The following is a 16,734-nucleotide window of genomic DNA, read 5'->3' as shown; positions in this document are numbered from 1 at the left end:
GGAGATAATGTCTTTCAGGTCTGACGTTACTCAGCTTTAGGCAGACGGTCCCAGGAATGCACGATTTCACCCAGCGTCATGATCGCCGATTCCAGTTGATAATCGGACAAATAAGGCGCTGGTCCCAGTCGTAGATACTCGCCACGACTGTCGGTCGCGACGCCGCGCCTGGCTAATTCCCGGCTCAGCTGGGCGGCGATAGGTGAACGCAGAGCGAGGAATCCGCCGAATGCCGAGCGGGGCGCGGCGCGATCGCGAGTTATGATCTCGGCGGGCGCTTCCAGTTCGTCGAACAATCTGGCCAGTAATTCGTTCTGGTGCAACGAAATTCGGCGCAGCAGCGCCGGGGTCAGACCGTGGTCGGCGAAGAAACGCGAGACCTCGCTCGCCCGATAGTGACTGGTGGGATCATATGTGGCACCGGCGAATCGGGCCGCCCCGGCCGCATAACGGACCGGTCCGTCGCCCGCTTCGGCATCCAGTTCACCGAATTCGGCATACCAGCCCGTGATCACCGGTCGCGCGTCGAGTCCGTGCGGCGGGATGCGCAGGAAGCAATTCCCCTCGCCCAGTTGCAGATACTTGTATCCGCCGCCGACCACCCACGCCGAATCCAGACCGTCGGCCGGCACCGATATCGGCACGACGCCGAGCGCGTGATAGGCGTCCACGAGCAATTCCACTCCGCGCCAGGCACATACCGCGGCCAGATCGCCTAGCCCGGGCACGATGCGGGCGGTCTCGAACAGCACCGCCGAGACCAGCACCGCGGCGGTGCGCCCGTCGATGGCCTCGGCGAGCCGCGCGGCCAGGGTGTCGATCGGATCCGGCGCCAGCCGCACCACCTCCACGCCCTCCTCGGCCACCCGCGCCAATTGCCTGCGGATGCTGTGGAATTCGCCGCCGGTGGTGATCAGCCGGGGCCGGTGCGGCAGATCGACGGCCGACAGGAAGCGGACGACCAATTCGTGGGTGTTGGCGCCGAGGGCGATCGGGGCGTCCGGATCGTCGAGCCAGCCGCGGAAGGCGGCGCGTACCTCGTCGGCGCGGGCGAGGGCGAGATCCCATTTGCCGTCCACCGCCCGGGCCGCATCCTCGAAGGCCTCGATCTGCCCGCGCAGCGCGACATCCGGCCACGCCTGATGCGAATGCCCGGTCAGCAGGGTGCGTTCGCCGACGCGGAAGCGAGAGTAGTGCTCCGCCAGCGCATTCGGGCTGGTGCGTAAGCGATCGACGGTGATCACAGGCGACTCCGGATGGCCCACAGATCGGCGAAGACGGGGTGAAACAGCGTGCCGCGCAGATAGTCCGCGCCGGAGGAGCCGCCGGTGCCGGGCTTATCGCCGATGGTGCGGCGCACCATCATCACGTGGCGGTAGCGCCACTCCTGCATGCCCTCGTCGAGATCGACCAGCCGCTCGGCGACCTGCGCCGCACCGCGATCGTCGGTGTACACCGCGTGCAACACCTGCTGCAGTTCCGGCGACGGCTCGGCGGCGACCCGCACGTCGCGATCGAGCGCCGCGGCGGGAACGGCGTAATCCTGTGCGGCGAGATAGCGCAGGAACGAGTCGTAGAGCGAGGGCCGGGCCATCGCCGCGACGATCCGCTCGCGCCCCGCGCCGCCGCTGGGATAGTGCGCGTACGCGCGCTCGTCGCGGCGGCCGAGCATCGCCTCCAGTTCGCGGAATTGCGCGGACTGGAAACCGCTCGCCGCGTCGAGCCGGTCGCGGAAACTGGTGAACTGCCGCGGCGTCATGGTCTCCAGCACATCGATCTGGGCCACCACGACCTTGAGGATGGTCAATATCCGGCGCAGCGTATGCAGCGAGTGCGGCGTATCACCGGCCTCGAGCGCGCGCTGCAGCTGCGCGGTTTCGTGCAGCAGCTGTTTGAACCACAGCTCGTACACCTGATGGATGACGATGAACAACATCTCGTCGTGCTCGGCCGAACGGGGATGCTGCGCACCGAGCACCTCGTCCAGGGCCAGGTACGCCCCGTAGTTCAGGGCCGGGGATCGGTCGACGCGATTCACAGAGGATGCCACGGCTGCATCATGCTCGATTTGGCCGCTGCCGCGCCGCATTTCGCGCCCGGCGGTGTGTGCGGGCGGGCGGGTAGCGTGGTTGCGAGGACCGCAATGGCTGCGGTCACCGGAGGGGAGACCGGCATGGCCGACACCGAGGCCGCGAAACGGATCGAATTGGTCGGCGACGACTTTCACGACGATCCGCACCGGTACTACGAGCGCTGGCGAGCATTGGGCCCGGCGCTCGAGGTCCGGTTCACCAATGGCGCGTCGGCGTGGGTGGTGATCGGATACGCCGAAGCCCGTGCGGCGCTGGCCGATCCGCACCTGCACAAGGACGCCCGGGGGATCTACGAGGTCTTCCGCCGCAAGTTCCCCGACGCACCGTCGGATCCGAGCTCCCAGGCGCTGAACCACCACATGCTCAACAGCGATCCGCCCGACCACACGCGGCTGCGCAAACTGGTGAACAAGGCGTTCACCCCGCGCCGGGTGGCCGCACTGCGCTCGCGCATCGAGGAGATCACGACCGGTCTGCTCGATGAGATGGATCGACACGATGTGGTGGATCTGCTGCAGGAGTTCGCGATTCCGCTTCCGGTCACGGTGATCTGTGAGCTGCTCGGCGTGCCGTTCGCCAACCGGGCGGCCTTCCAGGCCTGGACCAAGATCCTGCTCGGCGCGATGGTGTCCTCCGACGAGCAGCGCGTCACGGCCTCCCAGGAGATGGCGCGGTATCTGCAGGATCTGGTGGCGGACAAGCGGGTTCGGCCCGGTGACGATCTGCTGTCGGGCCTGGTGCAGGTCGGTGACGACGGCGATCAGCTCAGCGCCGGGGAACTGTCGTCGATGGCCTTCCTGCTGCTGGTCGCCGGGCACGAGACCACGGTCAATCTGATCGCCAACGGCACCCACTCCCTGCTGCGCGACCGAGCGCAATTCGAGGCGCTGCGCGCGGATCCGGACGCTATCGCCGATGCGGTGGAGGAATTCCTGCGCCACGACGGTCCGGTCGGCTGGGCGACCCTGCGCTATACGGCCGAGCCGATCCGCATCGCCGATGCCGAGATCCCGGCCGACGAGATCGTCTATGTCGCACTGACCGCGGCCAATCACGATCCGGACCGCTACCGGACCCCCGAGCGCCTCGACATCGCCGCCGACGCCTCCGGCCATCTGGCCTTCGGGCACGGCATCCACTTCTGCGTGGGAGCCCCGCTGGCCCGCCTGGAGGCGAAGGTCGCCTTTTCCGCTCTGCTGCAGCGCTTTCCGAACCTGAGGCTGGCCGATCCGGACTTCACGCCGCGCTGGCAGCCCAGCTTCCTCATTCGGGGAATGACCGAACTGCCGGTGCGACTGCACGACTAACCGCCCAGACGGGCGGCGAGTCGGGCATGATGGATCGCCATTGCTAGATGGTAGCCATCAAATGATCTATCGTTATCGTGCCGGTAATGATGACACTGTGGAACATGGTAATTCCGTTAGCTGTCCTATCGATTTTGCGTGGTACTGATCCACTCGAGCAGCGATAACAGCAAGGGAGGTGGGCCGTGTTCCAGGCGCTTCTGGTGCTCAACACCAGCCGGGGGAGCATTGATCGCATCGAATTGGCCGACCTGTCCGTCCGGACGCTCGTCGGCGATGTCCGGTCGTTTCCCGACGGTATCGTCTACGATCACGTCGCCCGCCGCATCTATTGGACCAATATGGGTATACCGGATTTCGATCCCGCCCTTCCGGTCGACGATGACAATCTCGATTTCTCGCCGAAGAACGGCTCCCTCGAATCCGCCGCCCTCGATGGGACCGACCGCAGGCGGGTTCTTCCGGTGGGAGCGCTGACGACCGGCAAACAGCTCGACGCCGATTTCGCTGCCGGACAGCTGTATTGGAGCGACCGCGAGGGCCGCCGGGTGAGCCGCGTGGGCATCGACGGCACCGGATTGACCGATCTGGTGGTCAATCCGGCGACCGGGGACGAGGCCGAGGAATGCGTCGGCATCGCCGTCGACCCGATCGCGAATACGCTGTATTGGACCCAGAAAGGGCCCGCCAAGGGCGGCCGGGGGCGGATCTTCCGCGCGAATCTCGCTCTGCCCCAGGGGCAGACGCCGCAGACGCGCACCGATATCGTGGTGCTGTGGGACCAGCTGCCCGAGCCGATCGATCTGTGGCTCGATACCGACGGCGGCTACCTCTACTGGACCGACCGCGGCGCCGAACCCGCGGGCAATACGTTGAATCGGGCGCCGGTTCCGGACCGTGGCGAGCCCGGCCGGGCGCCGGAAATCCTGGCTCGCGGATTCGCCGAGGCCATCGGGCTCACCGTCGACCCCGAGGCCCGCATCGCCTATGTCACCAGTCTCGGCGGCCTCGTGCGCGCCGTCGCGCTCGACGGCTCCTCCGACAGCGTCATCGCGAAATTCGAGGGTCAGTCACTGACCGGAATCGTAGGGATCCGATGAGTGCTCGGCAGCAGCGCACCATTGCGCTGGTCGGCGCGGGTGTCATCGGCCTGTCCTGGGCCCGATTGGCCCATCGGCACGGGTGGCAGGTGAGGATCACCGACCCGCGTCCCGATCTCGGCGAACTCGTCGAGGCCGAATTCGGTAGTGGGACGGCGTGTTCTGGACCTCAGATCTGGCCGAGGCCGTGCGGTCCGCCGACCTGGTTCAGGAAAGCGGTCCGGAGCGACTGCCCGTCAAACAGCAGATCTTCGGCGAGATCCTGCGTGCTGCCCCCGCGGATGCCGTCCTGGCCACCTCCAGTTCGTCGATCACCGCATCCCTGATCGCCGCGGATCTGGACAGCGCCGGGGGCATCCTCGCCGGACATCCGTTCACCATGGGCTACTTCGAAAGCACCGTCCTCGGCGGCGGTCCCGACGGCGCCCGGCACCTGTTCGCCGGGGTGGGCGTCGAAGTCGGCAGTATCGAGCCGGGCCGGCCATCGACCGATCCCGCGACGCTGAACAAGCTCGTCGATGACATCGAGAGTGCCTACGGCACAGGCGAATCGAACTATCAGCGCCTTGTGAACAAACGCGATCGCCGCACGAACGCGGTTGTCGAAGCGATCGCGAAGATCGACGATCACCCCTGATTGGAAAACCATGCTCAACCAACGTCTGAAGAACGCACTGCACAACAAGAATCAGCCGGTCGATCCGCATGCCGAATTGCGGGACGTGCTCGGCGACGTCGGCCTCGCGGCCGAGGATTCGGGCGGCGAGATCACCTTCGTCGGCGCCGATCCGATCGTGCCGAGGACACTGAGCCTGGCCTCGGCGCCGGGCATCGCGCAGGTCGCGAAGTCGGTCGGGATGGCCAAGCTGCGGCAACTGCGCGGCGGACCCGGCCAGGACATCAGCATGGATCTGCGCAAGGCCCCGCACCGGCTGTGCCCCTTCTACGAGGGTAAGTGGGAGAAGCTCAACGGCCTTCTGCCGGTTGCCTATTGGGACGCGTTGCCGCCGGATTCGGTGTCGATGCCGTTGTTCTACCGCACCGCCGATGACCGCCACATGATGAGTGTGGCCATCTACCCGAAGCTCGAGACCGATCTGCTGCGATTGCTGGACGCGACCGACAGCGTCGAATCGGTCGTGCCGCCGATCGCGACGGCGGCGACGGACAGTGCGACGGACAGGCGAATCAGACTGCGCGACAGGGGCATAACACACCATGGTCCGGCACGCGGACGTGCCGGACCATAGTGCTCACGCGTGCATAGCCGGTGGTGCTGTCCCCACTCAGCCGATATTGGCCGACAGATCCGGAAGCATCCGGTAGGCCTCGTCCTGCCAGGTGTTCCAGGCGTGGATGCCGTAGTCGGGGAAGTCGTAGACCACATTGCCGCCGCCGAGGCTGTTCATGCGGGCCTGGAAGGCGCGAGTGTTGGCCAGCGCCAACGCCTCCAGGGTCATGCCGTTGACGGTATCGACGGTGGGACCGTCGCCCGCGCTGGGCCGTCCGCTGGCCGCCGACACCCACAGCCGGGTGTTGTCGGCGATCAGCTGCGGTGCGAAGACGAACGGATCCATGCGCAGCCACTGCGAATCCCACGGCGGCGCCATCGAATCCACGTTGTAGCCGCCGGCGTCGGCCATCGCGCCGCGGATCGCCTCGCGCATACCGGGGGCGGAGATGTTGAGATAGCCGGAATAGGATCCGGCGAAGCTGAACTGATCCGGGTGATACGCCGCCAGGGTCAGCGCGGCGCTGCCGCCCATGGACAGGCCGAAGATGCCGTTGCGGTCGCCGCGGAACCCGAGCCGATCGCGCAGGGCATCGCGCAGATCCTGGGTCAGGAAGGTCTCCCAGTCGTAGCGGTAGCTCTTGCCCGGACCCGAGGAACCGCTCGAGGAGCCCGAACCGGCCGCCTCACCGAAGAACGAGCTGGGCGCGTTCCAGTCCGCGTAGAAGCTGGACTGCCCGCCCACCGGCATCACGACGTTGATATTCGACCCGGCCAGGACCTCGGCCACATTGGTCTCATGTTCCCAGCCGCTGATGTCCTCGGTGGCACGCATGCCGTCGAGCAGATAGGCGACGCGGTCGGTATTGCCGTCGGCGGCCCGCAGGACGCGGGTCTTGATCGGCCCCATGGTCGCGGAGTCGACCCAGAAGTCGAAGGCAGCGGGAGTGAAGGCCGCCGATGCCGTTGCCCCGGAACCGATTACCGAGATACCCAGTGGCGCGAGTATCGCCACAGCCACCCCCAGCACCGATTGCCGCAGCCATGTATCCGACGTAGTGGACTTCGATGAACCCCGAATCCTTCGCATATATCGACCCTTTCGCTCGAGCGGCCACGAGGGCCGCAGGGCGAGCGCGTGGTGATGCGCTCGGGCTTTCTATCGGTCGGCGTCAGATGATTGTTGCTGAGAATTAGCTTTGTGAGAGTGTGATGCGCGACACCCAGATTGAGCTGCGGATATATACGATCTTCCGGTTAGCGGAGGATGCTAATTGGGGCGTCGCGCTGATCGCGCACGGCGCTGCGCACGCCCCGCGAATCTGGGCATTGCGGACGGGCGAATCCACGCCAATACTCGTGCTGACCATGAAATGTGTTGGCCATCACAATCAGTCGTGTGATGTGGCCAAGGTCACTAAGGAGTAGTTCTGATGAGGGCGCGCAGTGCGGTACCGGCAGGTCTCCGACGGGTGGTGGCCGCCTCGATGGCCGGCACGGTCGTGGAGTGGTACGAGTTCTTTCTCTACGGCACGGCGGCGACGCTGGTGTTCGGCAAGGTGTTCTTCGCTACGGGCACCAGCGATCTCGACGCGATCCTCGCCGCCTTCATCACCTACGCCGTCGGATTCGCGGCGCGCCCGGTGGGCGGGGTGGTGTTCGGGCATTACGGCGACAAGTACGGGCGTAAGAAGCTGCTGCAGCTGAGCCTCGTGCTGGTCGGTGTGTCGACCTTCCTGATGGGCTGTCTGCCGACCTTTCACCAGGTCGGTTACTGGGCGCCCACGCTGCTGGTGATCCTGCGATTCGTGCAGGGCTTCGCGGTCGGCGGCGAATGGGGTGGCGCGGTGCTGCTGGTGGCCGAGCACAGTCCCCGCCGCGAGCGCGGCTTCTGGGCGAGCTGGCCGCAGGCCGGGGTGCCGATGGGCAATCTGCTGGCGACGGTGGTGCTGCTGGTGCTGACCGAGACGCTGTCGGACGCCTCCTTCCTCGCCTGGGGCTGGCGCGTGGCGTTCTGGTTGTCGGCCGTCGTCGTGCTCATCGGCTACTACGTGCGGACCAAGGTGACCGACGCGCCGATCTTCGTCGAGGCGCAGCGCGAGATCGAGCGGCTCGAGGCCACCTCGTTCAGTGTTGTCGAGGTGCTGAAGCGTTATCCCCGTGGGGTTTTCACCGCCATGGGCCTGCGATTCGCCGAGAACATCATGTACTACCTGGTGGTCACGTTCTCCATCACCTATCTGAAGGTGCACGTGAAGGTCGACACCACCACGATCCTGTGGTGGCTGTTGATCGCGCACGCCGTACATTTCGTGGTCATCCCGCTGGCCGGGCGGCTCAGCGACCGCATCGGGCGACGCCCGGTCTATCTGATCGGCACGCTCGCGACGGCGACCTGGGGCTTCTTCGCCTTTCCGATGATGGACAGTAAACACAACGCGCTGATCCTGGGCGCGGTGATCATCGGGCTGGTGTTCCATGCCTTCATGTACGCGCCGCAGCCGGCGATCATGGCCGAGATGTTCCCGACCCGGATGCGGTATTCCGGTGTGTCGCTGGGATATCAGGTGACCTCGATCGTGGCCGGATCGCTGGCGCCGATCATCGCCGTGTGGCTGCTCGAGAGGTTCGGATCGTCGGTGCCGATCGCGTGGTATCTGGCCGCGGCGGCGGCGATCACGATCGTCGCCATCGGGTTCGCGCGTGAAACTCGCGGTCTGGACCTGGAATCGGTGGATCGCGCCGATTCGGGGGCGCGTGTGCGGAAGGTGGAGGTGGATGCGCGATGAGGGGATGCCGGGAATCGCATAATCGAGGAGAGTGTGGAGGATGAGTGTGGAACCGATCGTGTCCGTCTCGAGCGGCAAGGTACGTGGCGTCGTCCGGGACGGGGTGAGCAGCTTCCTGGGCATCCCGTACGCGGCCGCGCCGGTGGGCCCGGCCCGATGGGATCTGCCGCGGCCGGCGCCGCGGTGGCAGGGGGTGCGCGCGGCCACCGAATACGGGCCCACCTGCGTGCAGGCGCCCTATCCGCCGCCTATTCACGCGCTGCTCGGCAGCGACGGGATTCCGGGCGAGGACTATCTGAATCTCAATGTGTGGACCCCGGATCCGGCTGGTTCCGGACTGCCCGTGCTGGTCTGGATCCATGGCGGCGCGTTCGCGCGCGGCTCGAACGCGCGGGAGATGTACGACGGCAGCGCGTTCGCCCGCGACGGGGTCGTCCTGGTGTCGATCAACTACCGGCTCGGGGCATCGGGTTTCGCCGCGATCCCCGGCGCACCGTTCAATCGCGGCCTGCACGACCAGATCTTCGCGCTGCACTGGGTCCGGGAGAACATCGCGGCATTCGGCGGAGATCCGGACAACGTCACGCTCTTCGGCGAATCCGCCGGCGGTATGAGCGTGGTCGATCTGCTGGCCGCGCCACCCGCGCGGGGACTGTTCCGGCGTGCGATCGCGCAGAGCGCCAACGGATCCACGGTCTGCGAGGCCGCCGACGCGGGCCGCCTCGGCCACGCATTGGCCGACCGGCTCGGAATCGCCGCGAGCGCAACGGCATTCGGGCAGGTGAGCGCGGAACAGCTACTCGAAGCACAGAATACGCTCTCCCTCGACCTCCTGATCAACCCCGATCCGGCCCGCTGGGGTGCGTCGGTGGTCCGCGCCGGCCTGGGCATCCTGAACTTCTTCCCGGTCGTCGACGGCGACCTGCTCCCCGGGCGACCGGTCGATATCCTTGCCGCCCAGCCGGATCGGGTCCCGGTGCTCGCTGGCTGGACCCGCGACGAATTCCGCTTCTTCACCTTCCCCACGGGCATCGCCGCCGGAATCACCGACGACACCCTGCCCGCGATCCTCCTCCGCTACGGTTTCGACCCCGCGGTGGCCGATGTCTACCGCGCCAACCGCCCCCACGCCACCGCGGCCGATCTGTTCGCCGCCGTCATCACCGATGCGGTCTTCCGTGACGACACCACCAGCCTGGCCGGGTCCCCGGCCCCCACCCACCTCTACGAATTCGCCTGGCCCTCAACCCTTCCCGATCTCGGCGCCTGTCACGTCATGGACATCCCCTTCGTCTTCGACCGACTCGCCGTCGCCCACACCCTGACCGGACCCAACCCCCCACAGCCGCTGGCCGACGAAACCCACGCCGCCTGGGTGCGTTTCGCCACCCACGGTGACCCGGGCTGGTCACCCGCCACCCCCGAATCCCTGGTAGTCCACACCTTCGATTTTCCCGAATCGACCGATGTGACCAACCCCCGCGCCGACGAACTGGCCGCCCTGCGGAAGGCCTCCACAGCACGTTGAGCGGTCAGCCGTTCATCCCAGCGGCCTGCTCAGGGGCAGGTTGACGAAGCTGGGCATCGACTTCGGCGATTCGGTAGGGCTGCAGTGGCGATGAACCCTTTCGGTCAGGGAGCGGGCGTCGGTCGTGACCGGCTCCCGCGCGGAACGCACGGCATCGATCCGGCGGCGGTGCTGCATTCCCAGCGCATGCGGCTGCACCTCGCGGTGCTCGAAGCCGTCGCCCGTCGTGGTTTCACCGCTACCACCGTCGCCGACATCCTTGCCGGCGCAAAGGTTTCGCGGCGGACGTTCTATCAACTGTTCCGCGGTCGCGACGACTGCTTCGCCGAAGCCTTCGACGTCGCGGTCGCTTACATACTCGAATTGCTCGACGCCCCGCGCGCGGAACAGGAGCATGGCAGCCAGTGGCATACGCCGCTACGCCGGTCGCTGGAAACCTATCTGCGCGCACTCGCCGAGAATGGCGAGTGCGCCCGGGCGTTGCATGTGGAAAGCCTGGTCGCCGGACCGATCGTGGCCGAACGCCGCAGATTCTTGAAAGACGCTCTGGCCCAGCGCATGCGCGCGGCCTTCGACCGCGGCCGCCGAGCGGGCGATATCCCCGCCGCCATTCCCGCCGCGATATTCGACGCCCTCATCGGCGCGATCGACGACCGTATCCGTGACTGCCTCGACGACCACGGCCCCGCCGCCCTGCCCGCACTGGCGCCGCAACTCCACCGGTTCACCCTCGCCCTATTCGGCGTCCCGGAATGGCCTGCCGCACAACGGCCGCAGTAACGAACCGGGCCCCTCCGCGGAGGGGCCCGGTGTCGGAGAGCGGGTTTCAGGATTCGGCGGTCCGGCGCAGGATCTCCAGCCAGCTGTGCAGCGAATCGGTCAGGGCCTTGGTCAGGAACTCCTGGTTCTCGCGAACGGGATCGCCGTCCCAGGATTCCTCGGTGTGCACCAGGGTGCCGTTGCCATCGGATTCGAAAGTCCAGCAGTGGATTCCGGTGATGCCTTGGGCGGGGCCGCCCCAGAGGATGCGGTGTGGGGCGGAGACGGCGTAGACGGTCGACTCGATGTCTAGACCCGTTGTGCTCCAGTGAAAGACCGCGCCGGGTCGCAGCGGGCCGTCGAGTCGTGCGGCGGTGATGTCGTCGTGCCAGGCGGGCCAGTCGTCGATCGCGGTGTGCAGTGCCCAGACTCGGTCGATCGGTGCGGCGATGCGGGTGTCGAGCCGGACGACGATCGCCGCGTCGGCATTCACTTCGGTGGGATAGTTCATGATGGATTCCTTCAGTCCGCGATCCACGAGCCGTGGATGCCGCCGGGGACGCGGCGGGGGAGTTCGACGACCGCGATCGGGGCCGCCTCGATAGTGCGCGCATCGAGAATGAGCAGTTCCGACCGCGCGTGTGTGGCATCGCCGACGAGGGTGAGCAGATAGCCGTCGTCCTCGGTGGTGGCCCCCGCGCTCGGGACGAAGACGGCCTCGCCGGGAATGCGGCCCGCGCCGGTGGGTGCGAATGCGCGGGCGCCGGTGTCGTTGTCGTACTTGATGATTCCGATGCCCTCCAGACTCGAACCGGGGAAGGCCACCGCATAGCTGTAGCGGTTGCGCCGGCCGAGGTAGTCCTCGTTGATGGTCGGGAAGTCGGTGATCAGATCGTCCATTCCCATCTCCACGGCCCGGCCGGTGGCCGGATCGAGCACGTACCGGTGCTGCACCGCGCCGCCGTTCTGGCTGACCGGATATCCCGGCGCGCCGATCCACCACTTCCAGGAGGTCTCCCAGGCCGAGCGGTCGAATCGCGGGCCCTCGACGATCACCCGTCCCGCGGAATCCTCGTGGGCGTTCGAAACATGCAGCACCGCACCGGGTTCGACGTCGTACCAGGTGACCGTCGGCGCGCCCGACCGGGGCATGACGCCGATCCGCGGGCAGTAGTCGTCGCTCCACCGGTAGGGAATGCCCGAGGTCTCCCGCGGATCGAATGCCACCGACATATCCAGCCAGACAACATAATTGGCGGTGATGGCGAAGTCATGCATGAGCGAGGGCCCGGCGCCGTCGACGACCTCGCTGCGGACGATCGTGCCGTCCGGGGTGGCGACGTAGTAGATCAGATGCGGGGCGACGGGCGAGTAGGCGAAGAAGTGCAGCTCCCCGCTGATCGGATCGACCTTGGGATGCGCGGTCATCGCGGTGGTCAGCTTGCCGCCGAAATCGTACGGGCCCACCGTATTCAGCTCCCCGTCGAGCTCGAACGGCAGATTCGCCTCCTGCAGGGCCAGGATCCGTCCACCGTGCTCGATGATATGGGTGCCCGCGACGCTCGCGGTGAGATCCATGCTGCCGTCCGCGCGGAACATCGGCGCACCGTCCAGCGCGGGCGTGCGCACCCACCGGTTGCGGTACCACTCGGCGCGGCCGTCCCGCAGCCGCAGGCCGTGGATCATGCCCGCGCCCTTGAACCAATGCGTCGGCACGTCACCGGGTTTCGGATTGTGGCCGTTGCGGAAGTAGCGGCCGCTGAGCTCGGGCGGGATGGTGCCGCGGACGGTGAGATCATGTGCGGTGACCTCGTCGGGGACGGGTTCGTAGTGGCCGGTGAGGTAGGGCTTGCTGAGCATGATCTGTTCCTTCGTCGAGCCGGGCTGAGATGAGATGTGTTGCGGGGGTGTCGTATCAGGGGGCGGGAACGAGGACAACCTTCCCCGTGACCGTTCCGGACTCGGCCAGTTCCATGGCGCGGGCGGCCTCGGTCAGCGGGATGCGGGCGGCCACCTGGGCCCGCAGGGTTCCGGTCACGGCGAGATCGAATACCGCGCCGAGGTCCTCGGTGATCCGGTTCTGGAACCGGCGGGCATTGCGCTTACCGGACCAGATGTTGTAGAAGTGCGCATTTCGCTTGTTGGGCAGCGTGTTCCACCACAGCAGCCGAGCGAACAGCCCCAGCACCGGCAGCCGCGAGTTGCCCTCCTCGTTCTTGGTCGAGGCGCTGCCGTAGGACACCAGCGTGCCGTGCGGCGCGAGCAGCCGGAACGAGTCGACGATGCCGGGCCCGCCGACGTGGTCGAATACCGCGTCGACTCCGTTCGGGGCCAGTGCGCGCACCTGGGCCGGCACATCGCCGCGATAGTCGATCCATTCGGCGCCCAGCGCCGTCACGGCCTCGACGTTGCGCACCGACGCGGTGCCGATGACCCGCACCCCCGCCGCCCGGGCCAGCTGCACCAGGGTCGAGCCGACCCCACCGTTGGCGCCGTGCACCAGAATCGTCTGCCCGGCACGCACCCCGGCCACGCGGTGCAGCATCTGCCATGCGGTAATGCCGTTCACGACAAAGGTTTCCGCCTCGGCGGCATCCAAATGTCCGGGCACCCGGACCAATTCGGCGGCGTCGAGCACCACATGGCTGCTCCAGCCACCGATCTTCGTCAGCGCGGCGACCCGGCGGCCGACCAGGGCCGGATCGACCTCCGCGCCGACCGCCGTGACGGTGCCGACGAGGTCGTAGCCGGGAACGAACGGGAACGGCGGCTGGTCGTAGTACTTGCCGCGGCGCATCTGCTGCTCGGCGAACGAGACGCCGGAGGCATCGACTCGGATCAACGCCTGGCCCGGGCCGGGTGCGGGCAGCGCGCGCTCGGTGATCTGCAGTTCGCGGGGGTCGACCTTGCCGGGCAGCACGATCTCGGTGGCAATGGTGGTCATGGCAATACTCCTCATGGGTGAGTGACTGTTCAATCACTCGGTGGGTAAATGAATGACCCTGTGGGACAGGGGTTTTCGATCAGTGGGCGTTGGGGTGGCGAATGCCCGCGGTCAGGATGGCCTCCCAGGCGCTGTCGTTGCCGTCCAGCTCGAAGGCGGTGATCAGGTGGCAGAGCTGGCCGTAGGCCATGAAATGCTGCACCTGCTGGTCGGTGGCGCCGGAGCGCTCCTTGGCGAATGTGGTCACCCGGGACAGGCCGCGGCGCATGGCCTCGGCGATCTCCGGGATATCGGATGCCGACTGGGCGTGCACCTGCAACATGAGCAGGCTCTTGTCGGCGATCAATTCGGCATACGCGCCGCCCATGTGGAACAGGATCTGCTCGGGGTCCGCATCCGCGACCCGTGCCGCTCCCGCCGAGAACGCCTGCTCGATCCGCTCGAAGCAGTGATCGAGCGCCGCGACGAACAGGGCCACCTTGCCCGGGAACAGCTTGAACACGTAAGCGGGCGAGATGTCCGCCTTGGCGGCCACATTGTTGATCGGCGTGCCGTGGTAGCCGGTCCTGGCGAATTCGGCGATAGCCGCATCCACCACGGCCTCGCGCCGTATCTCCGATGTGGAGAGTGTCGCACCCCGTTTGGTCATGTGAGTGACTGTACACTCACTCTCGCTGGAGTGTCAACGGGTTCGGTAGAAGTTCGCCGGAGTACTCCTGGGTGATTGCTACAGACCGCGGACGGAGGTCACCACCACACAGGTGCTGTCCTGGCGGAAGAAGATGTCCGAGGGGCGGTTCCGGAGGGCGTCGAATCCGGCGTCGGGGAGCCAGCTGTAGTCGGCGACCCGCAGGGCCAGGGGGCCTGCGGGAGCGGTGAGTTCCACGTCGATGCCCTGCGGTGGGGGAGCGGCGAATTGGAAACCCTTGGTGGGGACGGGGGTGAGGTCGCGGCCCGCAGCGCGGAGACTGGTGACGGGAGTGTCGTAGCGCAGGGCTACGGCGGTTGCCCCTCGGGGAGAAGCCAGGTGCAGCTGGATGGTGCGGAGGCCGGATGTCGTTGTATCGGAGCGTATTTCGGCGGTGGGAGGTGCGAGGGGCTGGGTGGGGGCGGTGCCGCTGGCGACCGCGTCCGGCCACAGGACGGCCAGGGCGGGATCGAGGGGGCCGGTGTGCACGAAACGGTCGGTGAACCGCCCGGGCTCCAGGCGTGAAATCCACTGTGCCGCACCCTTGTCGGCGTCGAGGGCATAGGCAAGCTGCACGGTTTGCGGGTGCCGGTCGTCGACGCGATCGACGGCGGAACCGGCGGCGGTGAGCGCGACCGTGAGGACGAGGCCGGTCAGGGGGATCAACGCGGTGCGCCGCTTCGGCCAGGCGTGGGTGAGGGCCGGCAGCAGCAGTCCGCCGAGGAGTACCACCACGGGCGTGATCAGGAAGGGTGCGCCCGTGATGCCGGCCTGCAGCGGCACCCAGGTGCCGGTGCCCGCGAAAACCGCTGCGGGGATCAGGAATACGGTCAGCACCGGCAGCCGCCACGCCGTCGGCACCAGGAAGGTCAGCGCGACACCCAGCGCCGCCGCGACGGCCGGGATCACGACGATCTGTGCGGCGGTCGGTGCGAGCGCCGTGGCGGCCGCACCGAACAGGGCGACGCAGGTCAGCAGGCCCACCGCGGCGGCCGTGGGGCCGAACAGCCGCCGGGCCAGCGCGTACCACGCCACCGCGACGGTCGCGGACAGCACGAGCACGGCCAGGTCGTACAGTTCGGGCCGATACGGGTCGACGAACAGCCCGCGATAGTCCGGCCGCACGGCCAGCACCGCCTCCCACAGCCCGTAGGTCGCGGCCATCGCGATCGGTACGGCGACGAAAGCCGTTGCGGCCGAACCGAGCACCCGGCCGATACTCGCCTCGCCGGTGCGCCGGACCTGAACGACGGTCCAGCCCACGACGAGCACGGTGAGGATCGCGAGCGCCACGATCAGCCACACCGGCACCACCACCAGCGGTCCGAACGGCAGCTGGAAATACGCCCGATCGGCGCCGCCCGCCGCGGTGAGATCCTGGTTGCCGAATTCGCCGATCAGCGCCAGGGTGTTATCGCCCATCTGCTGCACGACCGCCGGATCCACATGCGCGGGATCATCGAAGATGTTGTGGTAGTAGGCGCTTCGCCCGGCGAAGGCCCAATCCAGCACCCGCAGCCCGCCCGGTTGCAGCGCGGCGAAATCGGTTGTGCTCGAGGTCATGTCACCGGCGAGGGCGGTCGACAGCGAATCGGTGTTCGGATGCGGCGCCGCGGCGGCCACCGAGGCGATCAGCGGGCCGTCGGGGCGGGTGGTGCGCCACAGCAGCGGCGGACCGCCCGCGCCGCGCGCCTCGTGGTTGATCACCACACCGGGCCGGTCGTAGCCGCCCGCCGCGACGAAGGCCTCCGCGCCGAGCAGGCCGATCTCCTCGCCGTCGGTCAGCAGCACCACGATGTCGTTGCGCGGGGTGGTGCCGCCCTCGCGCAGCGCGCGGACCGCCTCGAGGACTGCGGCCACGCCCACGCCGTCGTCGTTCGCGCCCGGCCCCGAGGGCACCGAATCATAGTGCGCGACAAGGTAGACGGCGCCCGTCGATGCGGTGCCCCGGATGCGGGCGACGATGTTGTCGACCCGGCCGATGCCGAGGACCTCGCGCCCCAGGGCGGCGGGGTAGCGCCCCACGCCCGGCCGAATCTCGGTGTCCAGGCCCAGCTTTCGCAGCTCGTCGACGAGATGGTCTCGGACCCGGTCGTGTTCGGCGGTGCCGACCGGATGCGGCTGGGTCGCAATGGATTCGACCACCCGCATCGCGCGCTCGGCGCTGAATACGTCGCGCGGCGCGGATTCGGGCCGATGTCCGTGCGGCTGCAGGGCCCAGGCGGATCCGACGGCGATGGCCACCAGGAGTGCGAAGGAGAGGAATCCGGAAAGCCGTGGGCCGAGCCGCATACC

General features: G+C 67.5%; 14 protein-coding genes and 1 pseudogene. 7 read left to right on the top strand and 8 right to left on the bottom strand.

Translation table 11 applies throughout. The features are described 5' to 3' along the window. Positions 1-26 precede the first annotated feature (26 nt). Positions 27-1,244: a hypothetical protein gene (locus ACIA76_RS20360; protein ID WP_397153391.1), complete on the bottom strand. Its 1,218-nt coding sequence runs from the start codon at positions 1,242-1,244 to the stop codon at positions 27-29. Beyond that, positions 1,241-2,050 carry a tryptophan 2,3-dioxygenase gene (locus ACIA76_RS20355; RefSeq protein WP_397153390.1) on the bottom strand — a complete coding sequence of 270 codons (810 nt, stop codon included), beginning with the start codon at positions 2,048-2,050 and terminating at the stop codon, positions 1,241-1,243. The genes ACIA76_RS20360 and ACIA76_RS20355 overlap by 4 nt, the downstream gene beginning before the upstream one ends. Positions 2,051-2,173: 123 nt before the next feature. Between ACIA76_RS20355 and ACIA76_RS20350 the strand changes: the two genes are divergently transcribed. The 4 genes and pseudogenes from ACIA76_RS20350 (at position 2,174) to ACIA76_RS20335 (ending at position 5,750) form a co-directional block, all read left to right on the top strand. Continuing rightward, positions 2,174-3,400, top strand: a complete 1,227-nt coding sequence (locus tag ACIA76_RS20350) for a cytochrome P450 (protein ID WP_397153389.1) — start codon at positions 2,174-2,176, stop codon at positions 3,398-3,400. A gap of 185 nt (positions 3,401-3,585) precedes the next feature. Continuing rightward, positions 3,586-4,500: a hypothetical protein gene (locus ACIA76_RS20345; protein WP_397153388.1), complete on the top strand. Its 915-nt coding sequence runs from the start codon at positions 3,586-3,588 to the stop codon at positions 4,498-4,500. Beyond that, positions 4,497-5,137 (top strand): annotated as a pseudogene (locus tag ACIA76_RS20340) (3-hydroxyacyl-CoA dehydrogenase NAD-binding domain-containing protein). The gene ACIA76_RS20345 and the pseudogene ACIA76_RS20340 overlap by 4 nt, the downstream one beginning before the upstream one ends. A gap of 10 nt (positions 5,138-5,147) precedes the next feature. Then, positions 5,148-5,750 carry a hypothetical protein gene (locus ACIA76_RS20335; protein WP_397153387.1) on the top strand — a complete coding sequence of 201 codons (603 nt, stop codon included), beginning with the start codon at positions 5,148-5,150 and terminating at the stop codon, positions 5,748-5,750. Between the two features lie 36 nt (positions 5,751-5,786). Here the strand turns inward: ACIA76_RS20335 and ACIA76_RS20330 are convergent, their stop codons facing one another. Further along, positions 5,787-6,821 (bottom strand): alpha/beta hydrolase, encoded by a 1,035-nt coding sequence (locus tag ACIA76_RS20330; protein ID WP_397153386.1) that lies wholly within the window; start codon positions 6,819-6,821, stop codon positions 5,787-5,789. 343 nt (positions 6,822-7,164) lie between these two features. Here ACIA76_RS20330 and ACIA76_RS20325 point away from each other — a divergent pair, with 343 nt between their 5' ends. The 3 genes from ACIA76_RS20325 (at position 7,165) to ACIA76_RS20315 (ending at position 10,828) form a co-directional block, all read left to right on the top strand. Continuing rightward, a complete protein-coding gene (locus ACIA76_RS20325; RefSeq protein ID WP_397153385.1) occupies positions 7,165-8,520 on the top strand; it encodes an MFS transporter in 1,356 nt (451 codons plus the stop codon). A 46-nt stretch (positions 8,521-8,566) separates the two neighbouring features. Then, positions 8,567-10,048, top strand: coding sequence for a carboxylesterase/lipase family protein (locus ACIA76_RS20320; RefSeq protein ID WP_397153498.1), 1,482 nt, complete (start codon positions 8,567-8,569; stop codon positions 10,046-10,048). 90 nt (positions 10,049-10,138) lie between these two features. Beyond that, a complete protein-coding gene (locus ACIA76_RS20315) occupies positions 10,139-10,828 on the top strand; it encodes a TetR/AcrR family transcriptional regulator (protein ID WP_397153384.1) in 690 nt (229 codons plus the stop codon). 46 nt (positions 10,829-10,874) lie between these two features. Here ACIA76_RS20315 and ACIA76_RS20310 read toward each other — a convergent pair whose 3' ends face one another. From ACIA76_RS20310 to ACIA76_RS20290, 5 genes are all read right to left on the bottom strand, one after another. After that, positions 10,875-11,318: an SRPBCC family protein gene (locus tag ACIA76_RS20310; RefSeq protein WP_397153383.1), complete on the bottom strand. Its 444-nt coding sequence runs from the start codon at positions 11,316-11,318 to the stop codon at positions 10,875-10,877. An 11-nt stretch (positions 11,319-11,329) separates the two neighbouring features. Continuing rightward, complete coding sequence (locus tag ACIA76_RS20305; RefSeq protein ID WP_397153382.1) at positions 11,330-12,667, bottom strand: carotenoid oxygenase family protein; 1,338 nt, start codon at positions 12,665-12,667, stop codon at positions 11,330-11,332. Positions 12,668-12,722: 55 nt separating this feature from the next. After that, on the bottom strand, positions 12,723-13,751 hold the full coding sequence (locus tag ACIA76_RS20300; protein ID WP_397153381.1) for a medium chain dehydrogenase/reductase family protein: 1,029 nt from the start codon (positions 13,749-13,751) through the stop codon (positions 12,723-12,725). A gap of 79 nt (positions 13,752-13,830) precedes the next feature. Continuing rightward, positions 13,831-14,400 carry a TetR/AcrR family transcriptional regulator gene (locus ACIA76_RS20295; RefSeq protein WP_397153380.1) on the bottom strand — a complete coding sequence of 190 codons (570 nt, stop codon included), beginning with the start codon at positions 14,398-14,400 and terminating at the stop codon, positions 13,831-13,833. 78 nt (positions 14,401-14,478) lie between these two features. Then, positions 14,479-16,731: a M20/M25/M40 family metallo-hydrolase gene (locus tag ACIA76_RS20290; protein WP_397153379.1), complete on the bottom strand. Its 2,253-nt coding sequence runs from the start codon at positions 16,729-16,731 to the stop codon at positions 14,479-14,481. Between the last annotated feature and the right edge of the window lie 3 nt (positions 16,732-16,734).

It is taken from the genome of Nocardia sp. NPDC051570 (assembly GCF_044454005.1).
Classification (GTDB): Bacteria; Actinomycetota; Actinomycetes; order Mycobacteriales; family Mycobacteriaceae; genus Nocardia.
The sequence above is the reverse complement of the archived record's forward strand: the minus strand, read 5'-3'. Positions and strand labels throughout refer to the sequence as shown.